Origin of the sequence: Vibrio sp. OPT20, from assembly GCF_963889365.1 — a bacterium.
GTDB classification, from domain to species: domain Bacteria; phylum Pseudomonadota; class Gammaproteobacteria; order Enterobacterales; family Vibrionaceae; genus Vibrio; species Vibrio splendidus.
The window spans coordinates 463,227-479,882 of the sequence record NZ_CAWPOA010000031.1 but is presented as its reverse complement, the minus strand read 5'-3'; the positions used below and the strand labels follow the sequence as shown (position 1 = coordinate 479,882).

At 44.5% G+C, this 16,656-nt stretch carries 13 protein-coding genes; 3 read left to right on the top strand and 10 right to left on the bottom strand.

The annotated features are described in order from the left end of the window. Nucleotides 1-277: 277 nt before the first annotated feature. Nucleotides 278-514 (top strand): hypothetical protein, encoded by a 237-nt coding sequence (locus tag AACR09_RS03335; protein ID WP_193836009.1) that lies wholly within the window; start codon nucleotides 278-280, stop codon nucleotides 512-514. Nucleotides 515-594: 80 nt separating this feature from the next. On the opposite strand, the gene AACR09_RS03330 is transcribed toward AACR09_RS03335, so the two are convergent. Both AACR09_RS03330 and znuA read right to left on the bottom strand, forming a co-directional pair. Beyond that, nucleotides 595-3,978, bottom strand: coding sequence for a helix-turn-helix domain-containing protein (locus tag AACR09_RS03330; RefSeq protein WP_193836209.1), 3,384 nt, complete (start codon nucleotides 3,976-3,978; stop codon nucleotides 595-597). A 254-nt stretch (nucleotides 3,979-4,232) separates the two neighbouring features. Further along, entirely contained in the window at nucleotides 4,233-5,117 is an 885-nt protein-coding gene (gene znuA / locus AACR09_RS03325; RefSeq protein ID WP_017079474.1) for a zinc ABC transporter substrate-binding protein ZnuA, read from the bottom strand. Between the two features lie 83 nt (nucleotides 5,118-5,200). Between znuA and znuC the strand changes: the two genes are divergently transcribed. Together znuC and znuB are read left to right on the top strand one after the other, a co-directional pair. After that, nucleotides 5,201-5,980, top strand: coding sequence for a zinc ABC transporter ATP-binding protein ZnuC (gene znuC / locus AACR09_RS03320; RefSeq protein ID WP_004734207.1), 780 nt, complete (start codon nucleotides 5,201-5,203; stop codon nucleotides 5,978-5,980). Beyond that, nucleotides 5,980-6,765 carry a zinc ABC transporter permease subunit ZnuB gene (gene znuB / locus AACR09_RS03315; RefSeq protein ID WP_102506588.1) on the top strand — a complete coding sequence of 262 codons (786 nt, stop codon included), beginning with the start codon at nucleotides 5,980-5,982 and terminating at the stop codon, nucleotides 6,763-6,765. Before znuC ends, znuB begins: the two co-directional genes overlap by 1 nt. 159 nt (nucleotides 6,766-6,924) lie before the next feature. On the opposite strand, the gene sucD is transcribed toward znuB, so the two are convergent. The 8 genes from sucD to sdhC all read right to left on the bottom strand — a co-directional run bounded on the left by sucD (nucleotide 6,925) and on the right by sdhC (nucleotide 16,543). Further along, nucleotides 6,925-7,797: a succinate--CoA ligase subunit alpha gene (sucD, locus tag AACR09_RS03310; protein WP_004734209.1), complete on the bottom strand. Its 873-nt coding sequence runs from the start codon at nucleotides 7,795-7,797 to the stop codon at nucleotides 6,925-6,927. Then, nucleotides 7,797-8,963: an ADP-forming succinate--CoA ligase subunit beta gene (sucC, locus tag AACR09_RS03305; RefSeq protein WP_004734210.1), complete on the bottom strand. Its 1,167-nt coding sequence runs from the start codon at nucleotides 8,961-8,963 to the stop codon at nucleotides 7,797-7,799. The genes sucD and sucC overlap by 1 nt, the downstream gene beginning before the upstream one ends. A gap of 206 nt (nucleotides 8,964-9,169) precedes the next feature. After that, nucleotides 9,170-10,378 carry a 2-oxoglutarate dehydrogenase complex dihydrolipoyllysine-residue succinyltransferase gene (odhB, locus tag AACR09_RS03300; protein ID WP_004734211.1) on the bottom strand — a complete coding sequence of 403 codons (1,209 nt, stop codon included), beginning with the start codon at nucleotides 10,376-10,378 and terminating at the stop codon, nucleotides 9,170-9,172. A gap of 21 nt (nucleotides 10,379-10,399) precedes the next feature. Continuing rightward, a complete protein-coding gene (gene sucA, locus AACR09_RS03295) occupies nucleotides 10,400-13,219 on the bottom strand; it encodes a 2-oxoglutarate dehydrogenase E1 component (protein ID WP_017079473.1) in 2,820 nt (939 codons plus the stop codon). A gap of 97 nt (nucleotides 13,220-13,316) precedes the next feature. Then, the gene (locus tag AACR09_RS03290) at nucleotides 13,317-14,030 is read right to left on the bottom strand and encodes a succinate dehydrogenase iron-sulfur subunit (protein ID WP_004734213.1); all 714 of its coding nucleotides are present in this window, start codon (nucleotides 14,028-14,030) and stop codon (nucleotides 13,317-13,319) included. A gap of 12 nt (nucleotides 14,031-14,042) precedes the next feature. After that, on the bottom strand, nucleotides 14,043-15,809 hold the full coding sequence (sdhA, locus tag AACR09_RS03285; protein ID WP_009847321.1) for a succinate dehydrogenase flavoprotein subunit: 1,767 nt from the start codon (nucleotides 15,807-15,809) through the stop codon (nucleotides 14,043-14,045). After that, on the bottom strand, nucleotides 15,810-16,157 hold the full coding sequence (gene sdhD, locus AACR09_RS03280) for a succinate dehydrogenase, hydrophobic membrane anchor protein (protein ID WP_004734215.1): 348 nt from the start codon (nucleotides 16,155-16,157) through the stop codon (nucleotides 15,810-15,812). After that, a complete protein-coding gene (gene sdhC / locus AACR09_RS03275) occupies nucleotides 16,151-16,543 on the bottom strand; it encodes a succinate dehydrogenase cytochrome b556 subunit (protein ID WP_012604532.1) in 393 nt (130 codons plus the stop codon). Before sdhC ends, sdhD begins: the two co-directional genes overlap by 7 nt. Nucleotides 16,544-16,656: the final 113 nt, after the last annotated feature.

The following is a 16,656-nucleotide window of genomic DNA, read 5'->3' as shown; positions in this document are numbered from 1 at the left end:
TTGTGTGAAATCAATGTTTTCGAAAATACATACTCGTAAATTTCGTTAAAAACGTTTACGTCAAAAACGTTACTTTCAACAAACAACGAGAACTACCTCACTAATACCAATCAAGAAAAACCAACGCAAATCATTAATTATCAATAACTTAAAATAATGTCGGTTTTCTCATGGCCATCTGTCGTTAATTTTATAAGTAAAATAAGTGGGCAGACGTATAGTTACTCCAACGAAGAGAAACTACTTCTCTTTAGTTTTATTCCAGAGGTGATGTGGCTTGCCATATCACTCCGGCAGCAAGCGAAGGTGTCCTTGGCACCCGTGGTATAGTCCCCCCGGCTATACCACGATATTTTTTTTCTTCCTTTTGTTTTATCTCAACAGCCTTTTAAACTACCCACTGATCTCTATCTCTATCTCTATCTCTATCTCTATCTCTATCTCTATCTCTATCTCTATCTCTATCTCTATCTCTATCTCTATCTCTATCTCTATCTCTATCTCTATCTCGTAGAAGCATAAAAAAGCCCCAACACGAATGTCGAGGCTTAGAGTATCTTTATCTATGTGGACGTAGAGTAAATCCGCAGCTCGCTACTCTTCGCTGTTTTCAGCAAACTTAGATGGCGACATACCAAAATGGTGCTTAAACCTCTGACTGAAATAGGAAGGGTCATTAAAACCAGAATCAAACGCGACATCTGAGATCTTCTCTCCCGCAAGTAACCGCTCGCACGCATGCTCTAAACGCACTTCATTCAAATGCTCTTTAAAGGTCTTGTTATAAGCCGATTTAAAGCGTCTCTGTAAGCTTCTCTCTGACATGAACAAGTACTTAGCAGCAGTTGCAGTACTGAACTCTGCATCGGCGTAGTTTTCGCTCACAAGCTGCGACACTCTGTTTTTCCACTCTTGTTCAGCACTCAACCTTTGTTGCTCTGGCGTTGAAGCGGCAAGCTTAATGGTTTCTATCTGCTCAATTGTGCTGGCTTCCAGATTATCCAGTACTTGATATTCAATCGGCCACGAAAGCTGAACCTTATTTTGATAGTCAGAAACAAACGCGTTCAGCTCACCACCACTCTGATTCATCAATAGAGGTAACTTTTCGATATTTAGATCAGTCGATTTTCCGGTGTTGTCACTCATGCTTGATGCCAATTTAGGAAAAGGCATCCCATGATCTCGAATCGTAACGACAAGATGCTCCTTCACTTCTTCAACCAGAACCACCATGCTTTGTGACTTAAAGTTTCTCTTGATGATGCTCGCAACCAAGTTGTTGAAAATAATATCGAGATTAAAATACAGTAAGGATACGTATCGTTGTTTGGTATCAACTCTAATATCCAGTTCAATACCCGCTTTGGCTAAATCATCTTGCCAAGCTTTGAGTACCGCTTCTAAGATCAAAATTATATCGTAACTGACCTTCCCTTCTCCTTGAGGTGTATTACTCAATTGAGCCAAGCCATTTTTCAGCGTTAAGATTGGCGACTTGCCTTTCTCATCATTCCAATTCGGGAGCATCGCAGCAATATGATTAACTTCAGATGAGAGTTCATTTGCTGTGTGCGATACAAGCGCACTCTTAACTGATAGTTGCTTTTTAAGCTGTTGATTGGTCGTCAACAGGATGCGACTTTGGTGCCTCAGTTGATCGGTTTTTAATGCAACTTGCGCTTTTAGGTGTCTATTGGCAAAAGTGACATAACGCGAACGCCAAAAGACCAAGATAGTCACGACACCAATCAGCAGCGCCAGAGAGCTTGCGGCAGCCCAATTGCTCAGATACCAAGGCTCAGCGATTGAGAAGCTTTGATTCGTTGACACAAAGCGATAATGCGAATCCTTAACGGGTTTTACTTCCAGTGTATAGTCCCCCGGAAGAAGATGATCGAGCGTTAACAAGCCTCCTTCAAATTCACTCCAAGGTTCATCGTCGCTCAGGCGATACTCCATCGCAGGGGCAAACGTCGCAGGTAGGATACCCAACTTAAAACTCATAGATGAACCATAAGGGATTTCATCCAAATCAGCTGTCTTACCACCAATTGATACGGTTTGCTGATCAACACTGATCTTACTCAGTAATGCTCGACTATGAGGTGTTGTTGATACCAATAACTCATCAGATAACGCACTGACTACGCCATACTTTGATCCAAAAATAAGCCTCGTAGATTGGCTGCCTTCGCTGTCAAACAAAGCACATGCCCCTGCCGCTAGTTCATTGGTGATCAAGCCAAATGGTGAACCGATATGTTTATGCAGTTGCCCATCCAGTCCGTAATAGCTGATACCTTTCGAAGAACCTAACCACACACCATTGTCATCGCTTATTAAGCAATTTGGGCTAATATTGTCTTCAACAAGCGTGACCTCTTGAATAATAGAGCTGTCATAAGGGATTCGATACACGCCATAACTGCTCGCAAACCATTGAGCCCCATCCTTCGCTTTTTCAATATCGACCACTTTGCCAAATCGTTCGCTTGAGCGACTAAAGCTAATCCGTTTATCAATAAAAGAGTAGAAGCCGTGGTCAGTGCCTATATATATACGACCTTGTAACCCTATATTGAGAGCAGTGATTTTTGCTGGCAAAAACTTATCAACTAACCAGTCAGTACCGTACCCCGTCAGCTTCATAGTTTCGATAGATAACGAATAAAGGTCTTGCCCCGATGTTATCCAAAGTACGTTATCAGCTTGAAGCGCAAAGTTCTCAACTTGTACCCCCTTGATAGACCTTGGTAAACCGAGCACTTCAGGCTCTAACGTATTGGTATTAAAACTAATAATGCCTTCTTCTGTAGCCAACCAAATGGAAGAACCAAAGACCTCAAAGTCCTGTACCGAGTTGGAGTAAACACGAATTGGACTAGCTTTGCTTTGAGCATCGACCAAATAGAGGCCCATTGAGGAAGCAACCCAAGATAATTGTTCACTAACCGGCTGTACTTTGTTTATCACGACACTACTTGAATGCATCCCCATACCCGTTAATGGCGTTCTTGAGAATGTCTTACTGAACAGTGAGAAATATCGGATGCCGTTATTTGTCGCAACCCACATCCCACCAGCATGGTCGTTGATTAACGAATATATTTTCTCTCCCGGTAGCGAGAAATCTTGGTTAGCGGCTTGTTCGAATCGTGTAATCTGACCCGTAATGAAGTTGTAACTAATGAGTCCATGCTCTGTGCCAATCCAATATTGGTCTGAAGTTTCAGCAAGCGAGAGAACGTGCGACCCTTTTATTTTGTTCTCATTATCTGGATTCGCGAGATCAACAATCACCGCCCCATTTAAAGTGCCAATCACTAACTCTCGTCTAGCATTAGAAAAATAAACCGTCTCAATATGGTGCTTATCTGATGCAGTGATGTGAGTAAACTCTTGCGCCTCGGAAAGGTAAGCTCCAGAACTGGTCGCGAGTACCCATTTTGACAACACCCACTCCGCATCGTTAATCGCAATATCACTGCTATTGTTGTATCGATACAGTTTGAGTAGTGAGTAGGTGGTAAATTCTAAAGATTGAGTGTTGTAAGTATAAAAATTACTGCCATCTGTGACCCAAATATAATCACCTGATGAGCCGATATTCGCGATCTCAGCGCCGGGGCTTAAACTAAACGCAAGCTCATTGCCAATACCAGGGCTATGTCGGTACACCTCATTATCAAAAAATGTCCAAAACTCATCGTTAAGAAACGCGACTCTTTCTGAAGAAAATTGCAAAAGGCTGCCCTTTCGAGGGAATAGGGTTCGGCCATCATAAAAGAGTACTTTTCCATGGACATCATGAACCCATAGCCCGCCACCGGCACCTAAGTACAAGTTTTTAGCCGCAAGAAAGTTCCCTTGCGCTTGAACGGGCAAAGGATAGAAAACGGAGGGTGATGTATTTACCGCGAGAACGCTAAATGAAATGCTCATTAACATGAACATTCTGAAGATAATTCGATACAACTTTTCATCCTGAACAGCAATAACACATGAAATTATGGTATCCACAACGTCTTATCGTTGCTGAACCAAAAATTCAGTTTTTTTGTGCTTATTATTATCTTTCTATTTTAGCGGAAATTAACAAAGGAGAAAGGAGGTTTGCTATTTGTTGAGAGGTTTTATCTTAGCGGTCACGAAAATGCCGCAAAAAGCGGCATGATTCATAAATTAACGAGAGCAAAGTGTCGTTAGGAATATTGGTTATTGATTATTGATTACTTAGCACTCAAGCAACTGGTGTAGCTGTCTGTAAGTTGCTGAAGAAAATCGAAATAACTTCCACTCTTCACTTCAACCTGTGAACCAACAGGATCAAGTTGCCCTTGCTTAGCATTGCTTCCGCGAGTCACCGATTCGATCACAGCCGGTGTAAATTGAGGCTCAGCAAATACACATTGAACATTTTCACGCACCAAGGTTTTCTTGATAGCTATCAAGCTTTTTGCACCCGGCTTGCGCTCTGGGCTCACGGTAAAGTGACCTAAGTTATTTAACTCAAACTCCTGTTCGAAGTAGCCATACGCATCATGGAATACGTAGTAACCTTTGTCTTTCACAGGCGCAAGTTGTTCATTAATTGACTGCTTCTTCTCTTTCAAAGCAATCAAGAATGAGTCTAGGTTCTCTTGATACGCCATTGCGTTATCAGGGTCAGATTCAATCAACTTAGCTGAGATATATTTTGCCGCGACTTCAACTTGGTCGATGCCCAACCAAAAATGCGGGTCATGGCTACCATGATGGTGTCCTTCATGAGCATCGTGATCTTCATGCCCAAACTCTCTCAAGTTGATTCCAGGAATCTCACTGATCTTGATAACATTTTCTTTTGAACCAATCACCTTAGTCAAAAAGGCTTCTAGGTCAGGGCCGAACCAGATAACCATATCGGCACTATGAACTTTTTTGACATCCGATGGCTTAAGCGCATAATCATGCGGCGAAGCATTGCTGTTCATCAACACATCCGGCTCACTAACGCCTTGCGTTAATTCTGTCACAATCATTTGAATCGGTTTAAAGCTTGTTAGAATAGTATTGGCACTTGCGACACTTGGCGCTAAAAGCAAAGTAGCAAGTATAAAAGATGAACGTGACATAATCCCTCGATAATAGAAAAGTAGCTTAGGCTTGAGGTAAATGTTACATTATAACATTAGCGAATTGCAAATGAGTTCTATTCATGGATAACTTAATCCAACTAGATTCTGTGAGCGTCGAATTTGACGGTCGAAAAGTTCTAGACAACATCTCTCTAAATATAGAGCGCGGCAGAATCACTACCCTCATTGGGCCAAACGGTGCAGGAAAGTCGACATTAGTCAAAGTGGTACTGGGTTTACAAACTAAATTTTCAGGCACAATAACAAAAGCTAAAAAACTGAAAATTGGCTATGTACCACAAAAATTAAAGCTTAATGATTCACTACCGCTTAATGTAGAACGTTTTCTAAAGCTCACTGGCAAGTTCAGTCAGCAAGAGATCCTTGAAGCATTGAAGCTCGTTGGCGCTGAACATCTGCAAAAGAGTAACATGCACCAGCTATCTGGCGGTGAAAACCAACGTGTGCTGATTGCTCGTTCATTGCTAAGAAGACCAGACCTACTGGTTCTTGATGAACCTGCTCAAGGCGTTGATGTACAAGGGCAAATAGACCTGTATGACCTGATTGACACCATTCGTCACCGCTTTGGTTGTGCCGTATTTATGGTTTCACATGACCTGCATTTAGTGATGGCCAAAACAGACGATGTTATCTGTTTGCACCATCACATCTGCTGTTCAGGCGCACCTGCAGACATCAAACACCACCCTTCGTATATTGCGCTCTTTGGCACCGCGACCCAAGAAACACTAGCGTTTTATCATCACCAACACGAACATCACCATCATGATCTTGCAGGCCAGCCTGTCGAAGGCGACGTGCATGAATGTTCAAACCATAAACATGGACATCACTAATGCTTGAGTTTCTTCTTCCCTCTATTCTGGCGGGTTTGGGTATTGCGCTAATTGCAGGCCCATTAGGGTCGTTCGTGGTATGGCGCAAGATGGCTTACTTTGGTGACACGCTTGCTCACGCTTCTTTGATGGGCTTAGCACTTGGCTTTCTGTTCAACATTAACTTGTATTTCGCGCTGCTGATTTGTTGTTTGATGCTGGCCGTGTTGCTAGTGACTTTACAAAAACAAAAGCTAGTCGCGACCGATACCTTACTGGGTATATTGGCGCACAGTGCACTCTCTTTAGGCCTTGTTGCTGTCAGCTTCTTAGACAATGTTCGTGTCGATCTAATGAGTTACCTATTTGGTGACTTGCTTGCGGTGTCTCCAACAGATTTGGTGTTCATCTACGCGGGTGCTGCAGTGATTGGTTTAGTGCTTGCGATATTTTGGCGACCACTGCTTTCAACGACAGTAAATGAAGATCTTGCAGCAGTAGATGGCATCAACATTGACTTAATGCGCCTAATCCTGATGTTACTGGTTGGTATTGTAATTGCGGTCGGTATGAAGTTTGTTGGTGCATTGATCATGACGTCATTGCTGATAATCCCAGCAGCAACGGCAAGAAAATTCGCCAATACACCCGAACAAATGGCATTCCTCGCCTCTATAATTGGTTCTATCGCTGTGTTCGGAGGGTTGAGCTTGTCTTGGTTCTATGACACGCCAGCCGGCCCTTCTGTTGTTATCAGTGCTGCGGCAATGTTTATGCTGTCTCAAATGTACAGAACCCGCGCCTAAAGTGAAAAGTCGGGATTCATTCTAGCTTTTAACAACACAACCGTGATGCGGCAGTCGTTTATAAAACAATCGTTTACAAAAGAAAAAGGCTTGGTCAATGACCAAGCCTTTCTTATATCGTTCAGTTAGCTTCTATCTCGTTAGATAAAAGCTAGCTGATTACCAACCCGTGATTTCACGTAGGCCTTTACCGATGTCAGCAAGAGACTTAACAGTCTTAACGCCTGCTGCTTCTAGCGCTGCGAATTTATCTTCAGCAGTACCTTTACCGCCAGAGATGATTGCGCCAGCGTGGCCCATACGTTTACCCGGAGGAGCAGTAACACCAGCGATGTAAGATACAACTGGCTTAGTTACGTTTGCTTTGATGAACTCAGCAGCTTCTTCTTCCGCAGTACCACCGATCTCACCAATCATTACGATTGCTTCAGTCTCTGGGTCTTCTTGGAAAAGTTTTAGGATATCAATGAAGTTTGAACCTGGAATAGGGTCACCACCGATACCAACACATGTAGACTGACCAAAGCCTTCATCTGTTGTTTGCTTAACTGCTTCGTACGTCAGAGTACCTGAACGAGATACGATACCTACTTTACCCTTCTTATGGATATGACCAGGCATGATACCAATCTTACACTCGTCTGGAGTGATAAGACCTGGACAGTTAGGACCGATCATGCGAACGCCAGTTTCTTCTAGCTTCACTTTAACGTCGATCATATCTGTTGTAGGGATACCTTCAGTGATCGTTACGATCAGTTCGATACCTGCATCAATCGCTTCTAGGATTGCATCTTTACAGAAAGGAGCTGGTACGTAGATAACTGTTGCTGTTGCACCAGTTACTTCTACTGCTTCACGTACTGTGTTGAATACTGGAAGGCCTAGGTGAGTTTGACCACCTTTACCAGGTGAAACACCACCAACCATTTGCGTACCGTATGCGATAGCTTGGTCTGAGTGGAATGTACCTTGACCGCCAGTGAAACCCTGACAGATTACTTTAGTGTCTTTGTTAATTAATACAGACATTATTTAGCCTCCGCAGCAGCAACAACTTTCTGAGCAGCATCTGTTAGAGATACAGCAGCAATGATATCAACATCAGAATTAGCAAGTACTTCACGACCTAGGTCTGCGTTTGTACCTTCTAGACGAACAACGACAGGAACTGTTACGCCAACTTCTTTAACTGCACCAATAATACCTTCAGCGATCATGTCACAACGAACGATGCCACCGAAGATGTTTACGAGTACTGCTTTAACATTGTCATCAGAAAGGATGATCTTGAATGCTTCAGCTACACGCTCTTTTGTTGCGCCGCCGCCTACATCAAGGAAGTTTGCTGGCTTGCCGCCGTGTAGGTTTACGATATCCATCGTACCCATAGCAAGGCCTGCACCGTTAACCATACAGCCAACGTTGCCATCAAGTGCTACGTAGTTCAGTTCCCACTGAGCTGCGTGCGCTTCGCGCTCGTCTTCTTGTGAAGGATCGTGCATTTCACGAAGCTTTGGCTGACGGTACATTGCGTTTGAGTCAATGTTGATCTTGCCGTCTAGACAAAGAAGGTTACCTTCATTTGTAATAACAAGCGGGTTAATTTCTAGTAGAGCTAGGTCGTACTGAGCGAACATTTCACCAAGACCCATGAAGATCTTAACGAACTGTTTAATTTGATCGCCAGCTAGGCCAAGTTTGAATGCCAATTCACGGCCTTGGTAAGCTTGAGGGCCAACTAGAGGATCGATCGCAGACTGGTGAATCAACTCTGGAGTTTCTTCAGCGATTTTCTCAATGTCCACGCCGCCTTCAGTTGACGCCATGAATACAATTTTACGAGTTGCACGGTCAACAACAGCACCTAGGTAAAGTTCGTTAGCAATGTTTGATGCTTCTTCAACTAGGATCTTTGTTACAGGCTGACCATTAGCGTCTGTTTGGTAAGTCACTAGGTTTTTACCTAGCCACTTTTGTGCAAACTCTTTAACGCCTTCTTTAGTGTCATGTAGCTCTACGCCGCCCGCTTTACCGCGACCACCAGCGTGTACTTGACACTTAACGACTTTCTTGGCTGTACTGATACGACCTGCAGCTTCGAAAGCTTCTTGTGCTGTATCACATGCGAAACCTTCTGGTACAGGCAAACCGAATTCTGCAAACAGCTGTTTGGCTTGGTATTCATGCAAATTCATTTTGATATTCCGTTTATTTTCCCTTAAGGGATTATTATTTCCATAACGACACAGTTTCCTGTGGTACGTCTGTAGGGTCTTCTCAAATCAACTGCTGTCCATTTTCTAATGGCTTTACAGTTCAAGTGAAGGCCAGACGTTGAGCAGCCTAGCCTTTGAAACTTTTTACGTCTAGCTAACGAGGTTAACTAGACGTTTTAGCGATACTAAACGTCTAATAACAGACGTGCAGGATCTTCTAGAAGCTCTTTGATAGTCACTAGGAAGCCAACTGATTCACGGCCATCGATTAGACGGTGATCGTAAGAAAGCGCTAGGTACATCATTGGTAGAATTTCTACCTTGCCATCAACAGCCATTGGACGATCTTGGATTTTATGCATACCCAAAATTGCCGCTTGAGGCGGGTTGATGATTGGCGTAGACATTAGAGAACCAAATACACCACCGTTTGTGATAGTGAAGTTACCGCCCATCAGTTCATCAACAGTTAGCTTGCCGTCACGGCCTTTGATTGCTAGCTCTTTGATGCCTTTTTCGATGTCAGCAAAACCTAGTGTGTCACAGTCTTTCAGTACTGGAGTCACTAGACCGCGTGGCGTAGATACCGCCATGCTGATATCGAAGTAGTTGTGGTAAATAATATCTGTACCATCAATCGAAGCGTTAACTTCTGGGAAACGCTTCAGCGCTTCTGTTACTGCTTTCACATAGAAAGACATGAAACCAAGACGCGTATCGTGACGCTTCTCGAATTGGTCTTTGTACTGCTTACGAAGGTCCATGATTGGTTTCATGTTCACTTCGTTGAAAGTAGTCAGCATTGCTGTGCTGTTCTTCGCTTCTAGAAGACGGTTTGCAACTGTCTTACGTAGGCGAGTCATAGGCACGCGTTTTTGGCTACGAGCCGCTGCTGGCGCTTCAACTGCTGGTGCAGATGCTGCTACCGGAGCCGCTTTCGCTGCTGCTAGGTGCGCGTCGATGTCTTCACGAGTAATACGACCACCAACACCAGTGCCTTTGACGTCAGCTGGTTGTAGGTTGTGTTCTGCAAGAAGACGACGAACAGCTGGGCTTAGTGCGTCGTTGCTTTCTTCTGTCAGTGCCGCTTTGTGGCGCTTATCAGGAGAAGCTTCTGTATCTTCAGTGGTATCTTTCGTTGGTTCACCAGCGACAGCACCAGGTTTGATCTTTGCAAGAAGCTGCTTAGAAAGTACCGTAGCACCCTCTTCTTCTAGGATAGCTTCCAGAACACCCGCTTCAGGAGCCGGTACTTCTAGAACTACTTTATCTGTTTCGATGTCTACAATGACTTCATCACGTGCAACGGCTTCGCCTGGTTTTTTGTGCCAAGTCGCCACTGTTGCATCAGCCACAGATTCAGGTAAATCTGGAACCAGAATTTCAATTGTCATGTGCGTATTTTCCTTTTACTTCTAGTTCTTAAGTAGGGTCAAAGCGTCGTCAACTAACGCTTTTTGTTGTTTCAAGTGTACCGACATATAGCCAACAGCTGGTGATGCTGATGCAGGACGACCTGCATATTGAATATCAGCACCCACTGGAATAGCAGCTCGGAAATTATGTTGGCTACTGTACCAAGCACCTTGGTTTTGTGGCTCTTCTTGACACCAAACGTAATCGACTACATTTGTGTATTGTGCGATTGCAGCTCTCACGTCCTCGTAAGGGAACGGGTAAAGTTGCTCAATACGTACAATAGCGACATCGTCTTGCTCGTTCTTACGTCTTTGATCAAGCAGGTCAAAGTAAACCTTACCTGAACAGAACACGACGCGTTTTACGTTCTCAGGAGCCAGATCATCAATTTCTGCGATAGCTGGTTGGAACGTACCTTCTGCTAGATCTTCCATAGAAGACGTACATAGAGGGTGACGAAGCAATGACTTAGGTGACATTACGATCAGTGGACGACGCATTGGTCGAACAACCTGACGGCGAATCATGTGATAAACCTGTGCCGGCGTTGAAGGAACAACAACCTGCATGTTTTGTTCAGCACATAATTGAAGGTAACGTTCAAGACGAGCAGATGAGTGCTCTGGGCCTTGGCCTTCATAGCCGTGAGGAAGCAGCATAGTTAGACCACATAAACGTGCCCACTTTTGCTCACCTGACGAAATGAATTGGTCGATTACAACTTGTGCACCGTTTGCGAAGTCACCAAATTGTGCTTCCCAAAGGGTTAGACCGCTTGGTTCTGCCGTTGCATAACCATACTCAAATGCGAGTACCGCTTCTTCAGATAACACAGAGTCAAATACTTGGAATGGCCCTTGTTTATCATGAATGTTCGCAAGAGGAACATACGTGCTTGCATCTGATTGATTGTGCAGTACTGAGTGACGGTGGAAGAACGTACCACGACCTGAATCTTGGCCTGAGATACGAATACGCTTACCGTCATCAACAAGTGTTGCGTAAGCCAGAGTCTCGGCCATACCCCAATCGACTTGTTTCTCACCATTCACCATGGCAGTACGATCGTTGTACAGTTTGTTTACTCGGCTTTGCAGCTTGTGGCTGTCTGGGTATTGGCAAAGTTTGCTACCAAGCTCTTTCAGGCGCTCGATGTCAATCTTGTTGTCCCATTCGATGTTCCAGTCATGACCTAGGTAAGGTGACCAGTCCACTGAGTGAAGTGCCATTGGACGCCACTCTTTAACCACAACTTCACCGTGATCAAGTGCATCACGATATTCGTTAACGAGTTGTGTTGCCGTATCAATACCAAACTCACCGCGTTCCATTAGCACGTCAGCATAAAGCTTACGTGGCGTTGGATGCTTCTTGATTTTTTGGTACATCAAAGGCTGCGTTGCATTCGGCTCATCGGCTTCATTGTGACCGTGGCGACGGTAACAAACCAAATCAATAACAACATCGCGCTTAAACGTATTACGGTAATCTAATGCAAGACGCGCTACGAAAGCGACAGCTTCTGGATCATCAGAGTTAACGTGGAAAATCGGAGCCTGAACCATCTTCGCGATATCGGTACAGTACATCGTAGAACGTGTATCGCGAGGGTTAGACGTTGTAAAACCAACTTGGTTATTTACAACGATACGAACCGTACCACCAACACAGAAACCACGAGCTTGAGACATGTTGAACGTCTCTTGTACTACACCCTGGCCAGCGATAGCTGAATCACCATGGATAGTAATTGGAAGTACGCGGCTGCCATCTTTATCGTCTAGACGATCTTGGCGAGCACGTACCGAACCGATAACTACCGGGTTTACGATTTCTAAGTGAGATGGGTTAAATGCAAGTGCTAAGTGAACGTTGCCGCCTGGTGTTGCGAAATCCGCAGAGAAACCTTGGTGGTATTTCACATCACCAGTGCCCCACGAGTCATCGCTGTGCTTGCCCGCAAACTCGTCAAACAGGTCTTGTGGCTTTTTACCAAGCACATTGACCAGCATGTTTAGACGACCACGGTGAGCCATACCAACAACAACTTCACGCATGCCTTGTCCACCTGCATGACGAATAATTTCCTTCGTCATTGGGATCAACGCATCACCACCTTCCAACGAGAAGCGTTTTGCGCCTGGGAATTTAGCACCAAGATAGCGCTCAAGACCTTCAGCAGCAGTTAGCTCTTCTAGGAAAGCTTGCTTTTCTTCTTTATCGAAAGAGGGTTGACCAGAAACAGACTCTAAACGTTGTTGGATCCAACGCTTTTGCTCTGTGTTAGTCATGTGCATGTATTCAGCACCAATCGAACCACAATAAGTTTGCTTTAAAGATTTGTACAAATCTCGAAGCACCATCGTCTCTTGGCCAATGGCGTAAGAGCCGACGTTAAACGTCTCATTGAGGTCATCTTCGGTAAGAGTGTGGAAAGAAGGATCCAGTTCAGCGACTGTATCTCTTTCCCATAAACCTAGGGGGTCTAGATTTGCTGATTGATGCCCTCGGAATCGATAGGCATTAATAAGTTGCAGAACCTTTACTTGTTTCGCATCGACATCTGGATCACTAACTTGGACACTGTAATGCTTTGTTTCTTGAGCGAGTCGACGGAAGTATTCACGAACACGAGAGTGTGGTTGTTCCACTGCTTCTGAAGCTTGCACAGGCAATTCTTCAAAAACACTTCTCCATTCGTCACTTACCGAATCGGGGTCACTTAGATACAGTTCATAGAGTTCTTCTACGTACGTTGCATTGGCGCCAGCCAAGTGTGAAGACTCGAGCCATGCCTTCATCACGCCGTTGTGCATATTTTCCCTTAACCAGTAGTTTTCACGTTTGCTGCGGTCTATGCCGAGCTATTAAAAGGCCGCCCCAAAACTTCTAGGGCGGCAATTTTTATATAACTTAAACCGAACGATTCACAAGCATGGTCTTGATGTGACCAATCGCTTTCGTCGGATTTAATCCCTTAGGACAAACACTTACACAATTCATGATGCCATGGCAACGAAAAACGCTAAATGCATCATCAAGATCGGACAGACGTTCGTCTGTCGCCGTATCTCGGCTATCTATTAGCCAACGGTATGCTGCAAGCAGGCCAGCTGGTCCGATGAACTTATCTGGATTCCACCAGAATGATGGGCACGAAGTCGTACAACATGCACACATGATACATTCATACAAACCATCTAAATGAGCACGCTCATCAGGGCTTTGTAGGTTTTCACGAGCCGGTGGCACATTGCCATCAGACACTAAGAACGGCTTAACTTTTTCGTAGTTATCGTAGAACTGAGTCATGTCTACGATTAAATCACGTACCACAGGCAAACCTGGAAGTGGGCGAATTACGATTTTATCTTGGCCAGTAAGAGCAGACAGAGGTGTAATACACGCCAATCCATTTTTACCATTCATGTTCAAGCCATCAGAACCACATACACCTTCACGGCATGAACGACGGAATGAAATCGTTGGATCTTGCTCTTTCAAAAGAATAAGCGCATCCAAAAGCATCATGTCAGAGCCTTCTTCCACCTCTAGGGTGTACTCTTTCATGTAAGGCTTCTGGTCCACATCTGGGTTGTAACGGTATAAAGAGAAATTCAGTTTCATGGTCATATCTCCTTAGTACGTACGTGCTTTCGGCGGGAATGCTTCACGATGGATAGGTTCCATGTTCACGCCACGCTTAGTCATACTTTCTGATTCTGGGTTGTAAAGTGAGTGGCATAGCCATTGCTCATCATCACGGTCTGGGAAGTCAAAACGAGCATGCGCTCCACGACTCTCTGTACGGAAGTTTGCTGCAACCGCAGTTGCGAATGCCGTTTCCATCAAGTTCTCAAGCTCTAAACACTCAATACGTTGCGTGTTGAACTCTGTCGACTTGTCTGAAAGGTGTGCATTTTTAAGACGCTCACGAATCACTTTAAGCTCTTCTAAGCCATCAGCCATCGCTTTACCTTCACGGAATACAGAGAAGTTGTTCTGCATACATTGCTGAAGATCTTTACGAATTACCGCAGGGTCTTCACCGTCTGTACTGTTTTCCCAACGATTGTATCGCTCTAGTGAACGTTCAATGTCGGCTTCAGTTGCAGGTTTTGCTTCAGCTTGCTTATTCAGAGTCTCACCAAGGTGAAGACCTGTCGCACGACCGAACACAACCAAATCAAGTAGCGAGTTGCCACCTAGACGGTTTGCACCATGTACAGATACTGAAGCGATTTCGCCACAAGCGAATAGACCTTGAATTTCAACGTCTGTACCGTCTTCAGTTTGTTTGATTGCTTGACCAGAAACCTGTGTAGGAACACCGCCCATCATGTAGTGACACGTTGGGATTACAGGAATTGGTTCTTTAACTGGATCAACGTGAGCAAACGTACGAGAAAGCTCACATACACCCGGTAGACGAGACTCAAGCGTCTCTTTACCTAGGTGATCAAGTTTCAGCTTAATGTGAGGACCCCATGGGCCATCGCAACCACGACCTTCACGAATCTCAACCATCATCGAACGAGCTACCACATCACGACCTGCTAAATCTTTAGCATTCGGAGCATAACGTTCCATGAAGCGCTCGCCGTCTTTATTGAGAAGGTAACCACCTTCACCACGACAACCTTCTGTTACCAAAACACCTGCGCCAGCGATACCCGTTGGGTGGAACTGCCACATTTCGATGTCTTGCATTGGAACGCCAGCACGAATTGCCATGCCAACACCGTCACCAGTGTTAATGTGTGCATTCGTTGTTGATGCATAGATACGACCAGCACCACCAGTAGCAAGGATTGTTGCCTTCGCTTTGAAGTAGCAAACCTCGCCCGTTTCCATGCAAAGCGCGGTAGTACCTAAGATTGCACCATCTTCGTTTTTAACAAGATCCAGTGCATACCACTCAGAGAAAACCGTCGTTTTGTGTTTAATGTTTTGTTGGTAAAGCGTGTGTAGCAGTGCGTGACCAGTACGGTCGGCTGCTGCTGCGGTACGAGCCGCTTGCTCACCACCAAAATTCTTAGATTGGCCACCAAACGGACGTTGGTAAATACTGCCGTTATCAAAGCGAGAAAATGGAAGACCCATTTTTTCTAATTCGATAACCGACTCAGGGCCATTTTTACACATGTATTCGATAGCATCTTGGTCGCCGATGTAATCGGAACCTTTAACCGTATCGTACATGTGTTGTTCCCAGTGATCTTCATGCGCATTACCAAGAGCAACGGTGATACCACCTTGCGCAGATACAGTATGAGAACGAGTTGGAAAAACTTTAGAAAGCAACGCACAAGATAGGCCTTGCTCAGAAATTTGTAGCGCGGCGCGCATACCAGCACCACCAGCGCCAATTACTACAGCATCAAACTCACGAACAGGAATAGTCACTTACGCACCCCACAAAATAAACAGACCAGAGAAGAAATATCCTAGAAGAACCGCAACAACACCGACTTGAAGACCAACGCGCAATTTTGCACATTTGATGTAGTCAGTTAGTACTTGCCACAAGCCGATCCACGCGTGAACCAAAATTGAAGTAAGTGCTAACATGGTGAAGACTTTAGTGAAGGTACCACCAAAGAATTGCGTCCAAGATGCGTAAGAAATATCACCAGAAAAAGCACAGAAGCTCACTAGGTAGATAGTGTAAAGCGTCATAATGATGGCTGTTGCACGAATCAATAGATAATCATGCACACCATTACGACCAAAAGTAGAAACGTTGTTTACCATACTAAGATCCCCGCTAGTAGAGACAATACCGCTGTTGCTGCGAATGCAACCTTCGCGCTCTTAGCGCCAGATTCCAGCTCTTCAAAGTGACCAAGGTCCATAAGAAGGTGACGAATACCACCAGCAATGTGGTAAGCCAAAGCGGTTAAAATGCCCCACAGAATAAACTTCACGAAGAAACCGTCGACAATGTCGCTAGCTTCCATAAAGCCTACAGGGGAAGAGAGGGAAATGGATAGTAACCAAAGCAGAATTCCGATCGCAACAAAAGTAATCACCCCAGACACACGGTGTAGGATGGAAGCTATTGCTGTGATAGGAAAGTGGATGGTCTGTAAATCTAAATTAACAGGTCTTGTCTTTCTTTCTTTCACGGGCTCGCTCACTCAGCTCCATTGAGCATGATGGTCATTAAATAACCTTATGTATTGTTATGGACAAAATTTGATTGCAAACCTTCAAAATTTAACATTAACTTAACAAATAACGTAAGTTGAGC

What these genes read in the sequence shown, in the direction of transcription:
- znuA (WP_017079474.1), bottom strand. Translation starts at nt 5,117, where the DNA reads ATGTCACGTTCATCTTTTATACTTGCTACTTTGCTTTTAGCGCCAAGT.
- znuC (WP_004734207.1), top strand. Translation starts at nt 5,201, where the DNA reads ATGGATAACTTAATCCAACTAGATTCTGTGAGCGTCGAATTTGACGGT.
- znuB (WP_102506588.1), top strand. Translation starts at nt 5,980, where the DNA reads ATGCTTGAGTTTCTTCTTCCCTCTATTCTGGCGGGTTTGGGTATTGCG.
- sucD (WP_004734209.1), bottom strand. Translation starts at nt 7,797, where the DNA reads ATGTCTGTATTAATTAACAAAGACACTAAAGTAATCTGTCAGGGTTTC.
- sucC (WP_004734210.1), bottom strand. Translation starts at nt 8,963, where the DNA reads ATGAATTTGCATGAATACCAAGCCAAACAGCTGTTTGCAGAATTCGGT.
- odhB (WP_004734211.1), bottom strand. Translation starts at nt 10,378, where the DNA reads ATGACAATTGAAATTCTGGTTCCAGATTTACCTGAATCTGTGGCTGAT.
- sucA (WP_017079473.1), bottom strand. Translation starts at nt 13,219, where the DNA reads ATGCACAACGGCGTGATGAAGGCATGGCTCGAGTCTTCACACTTGGCT.
- AACR09_RS03290 (WP_004734213.1), bottom strand. Translation starts at nt 14,030, where the DNA reads ATGAAACTGAATTTCTCTTTATACCGTTACAACCCAGATGTGGACCAG.
- sdhD (WP_004734215.1), bottom strand. Translation starts at nt 16,157, where the DNA reads ATGGTAAACAACGTTTCTACTTTTGGTCGTAATGGTGTGCATGATTAT.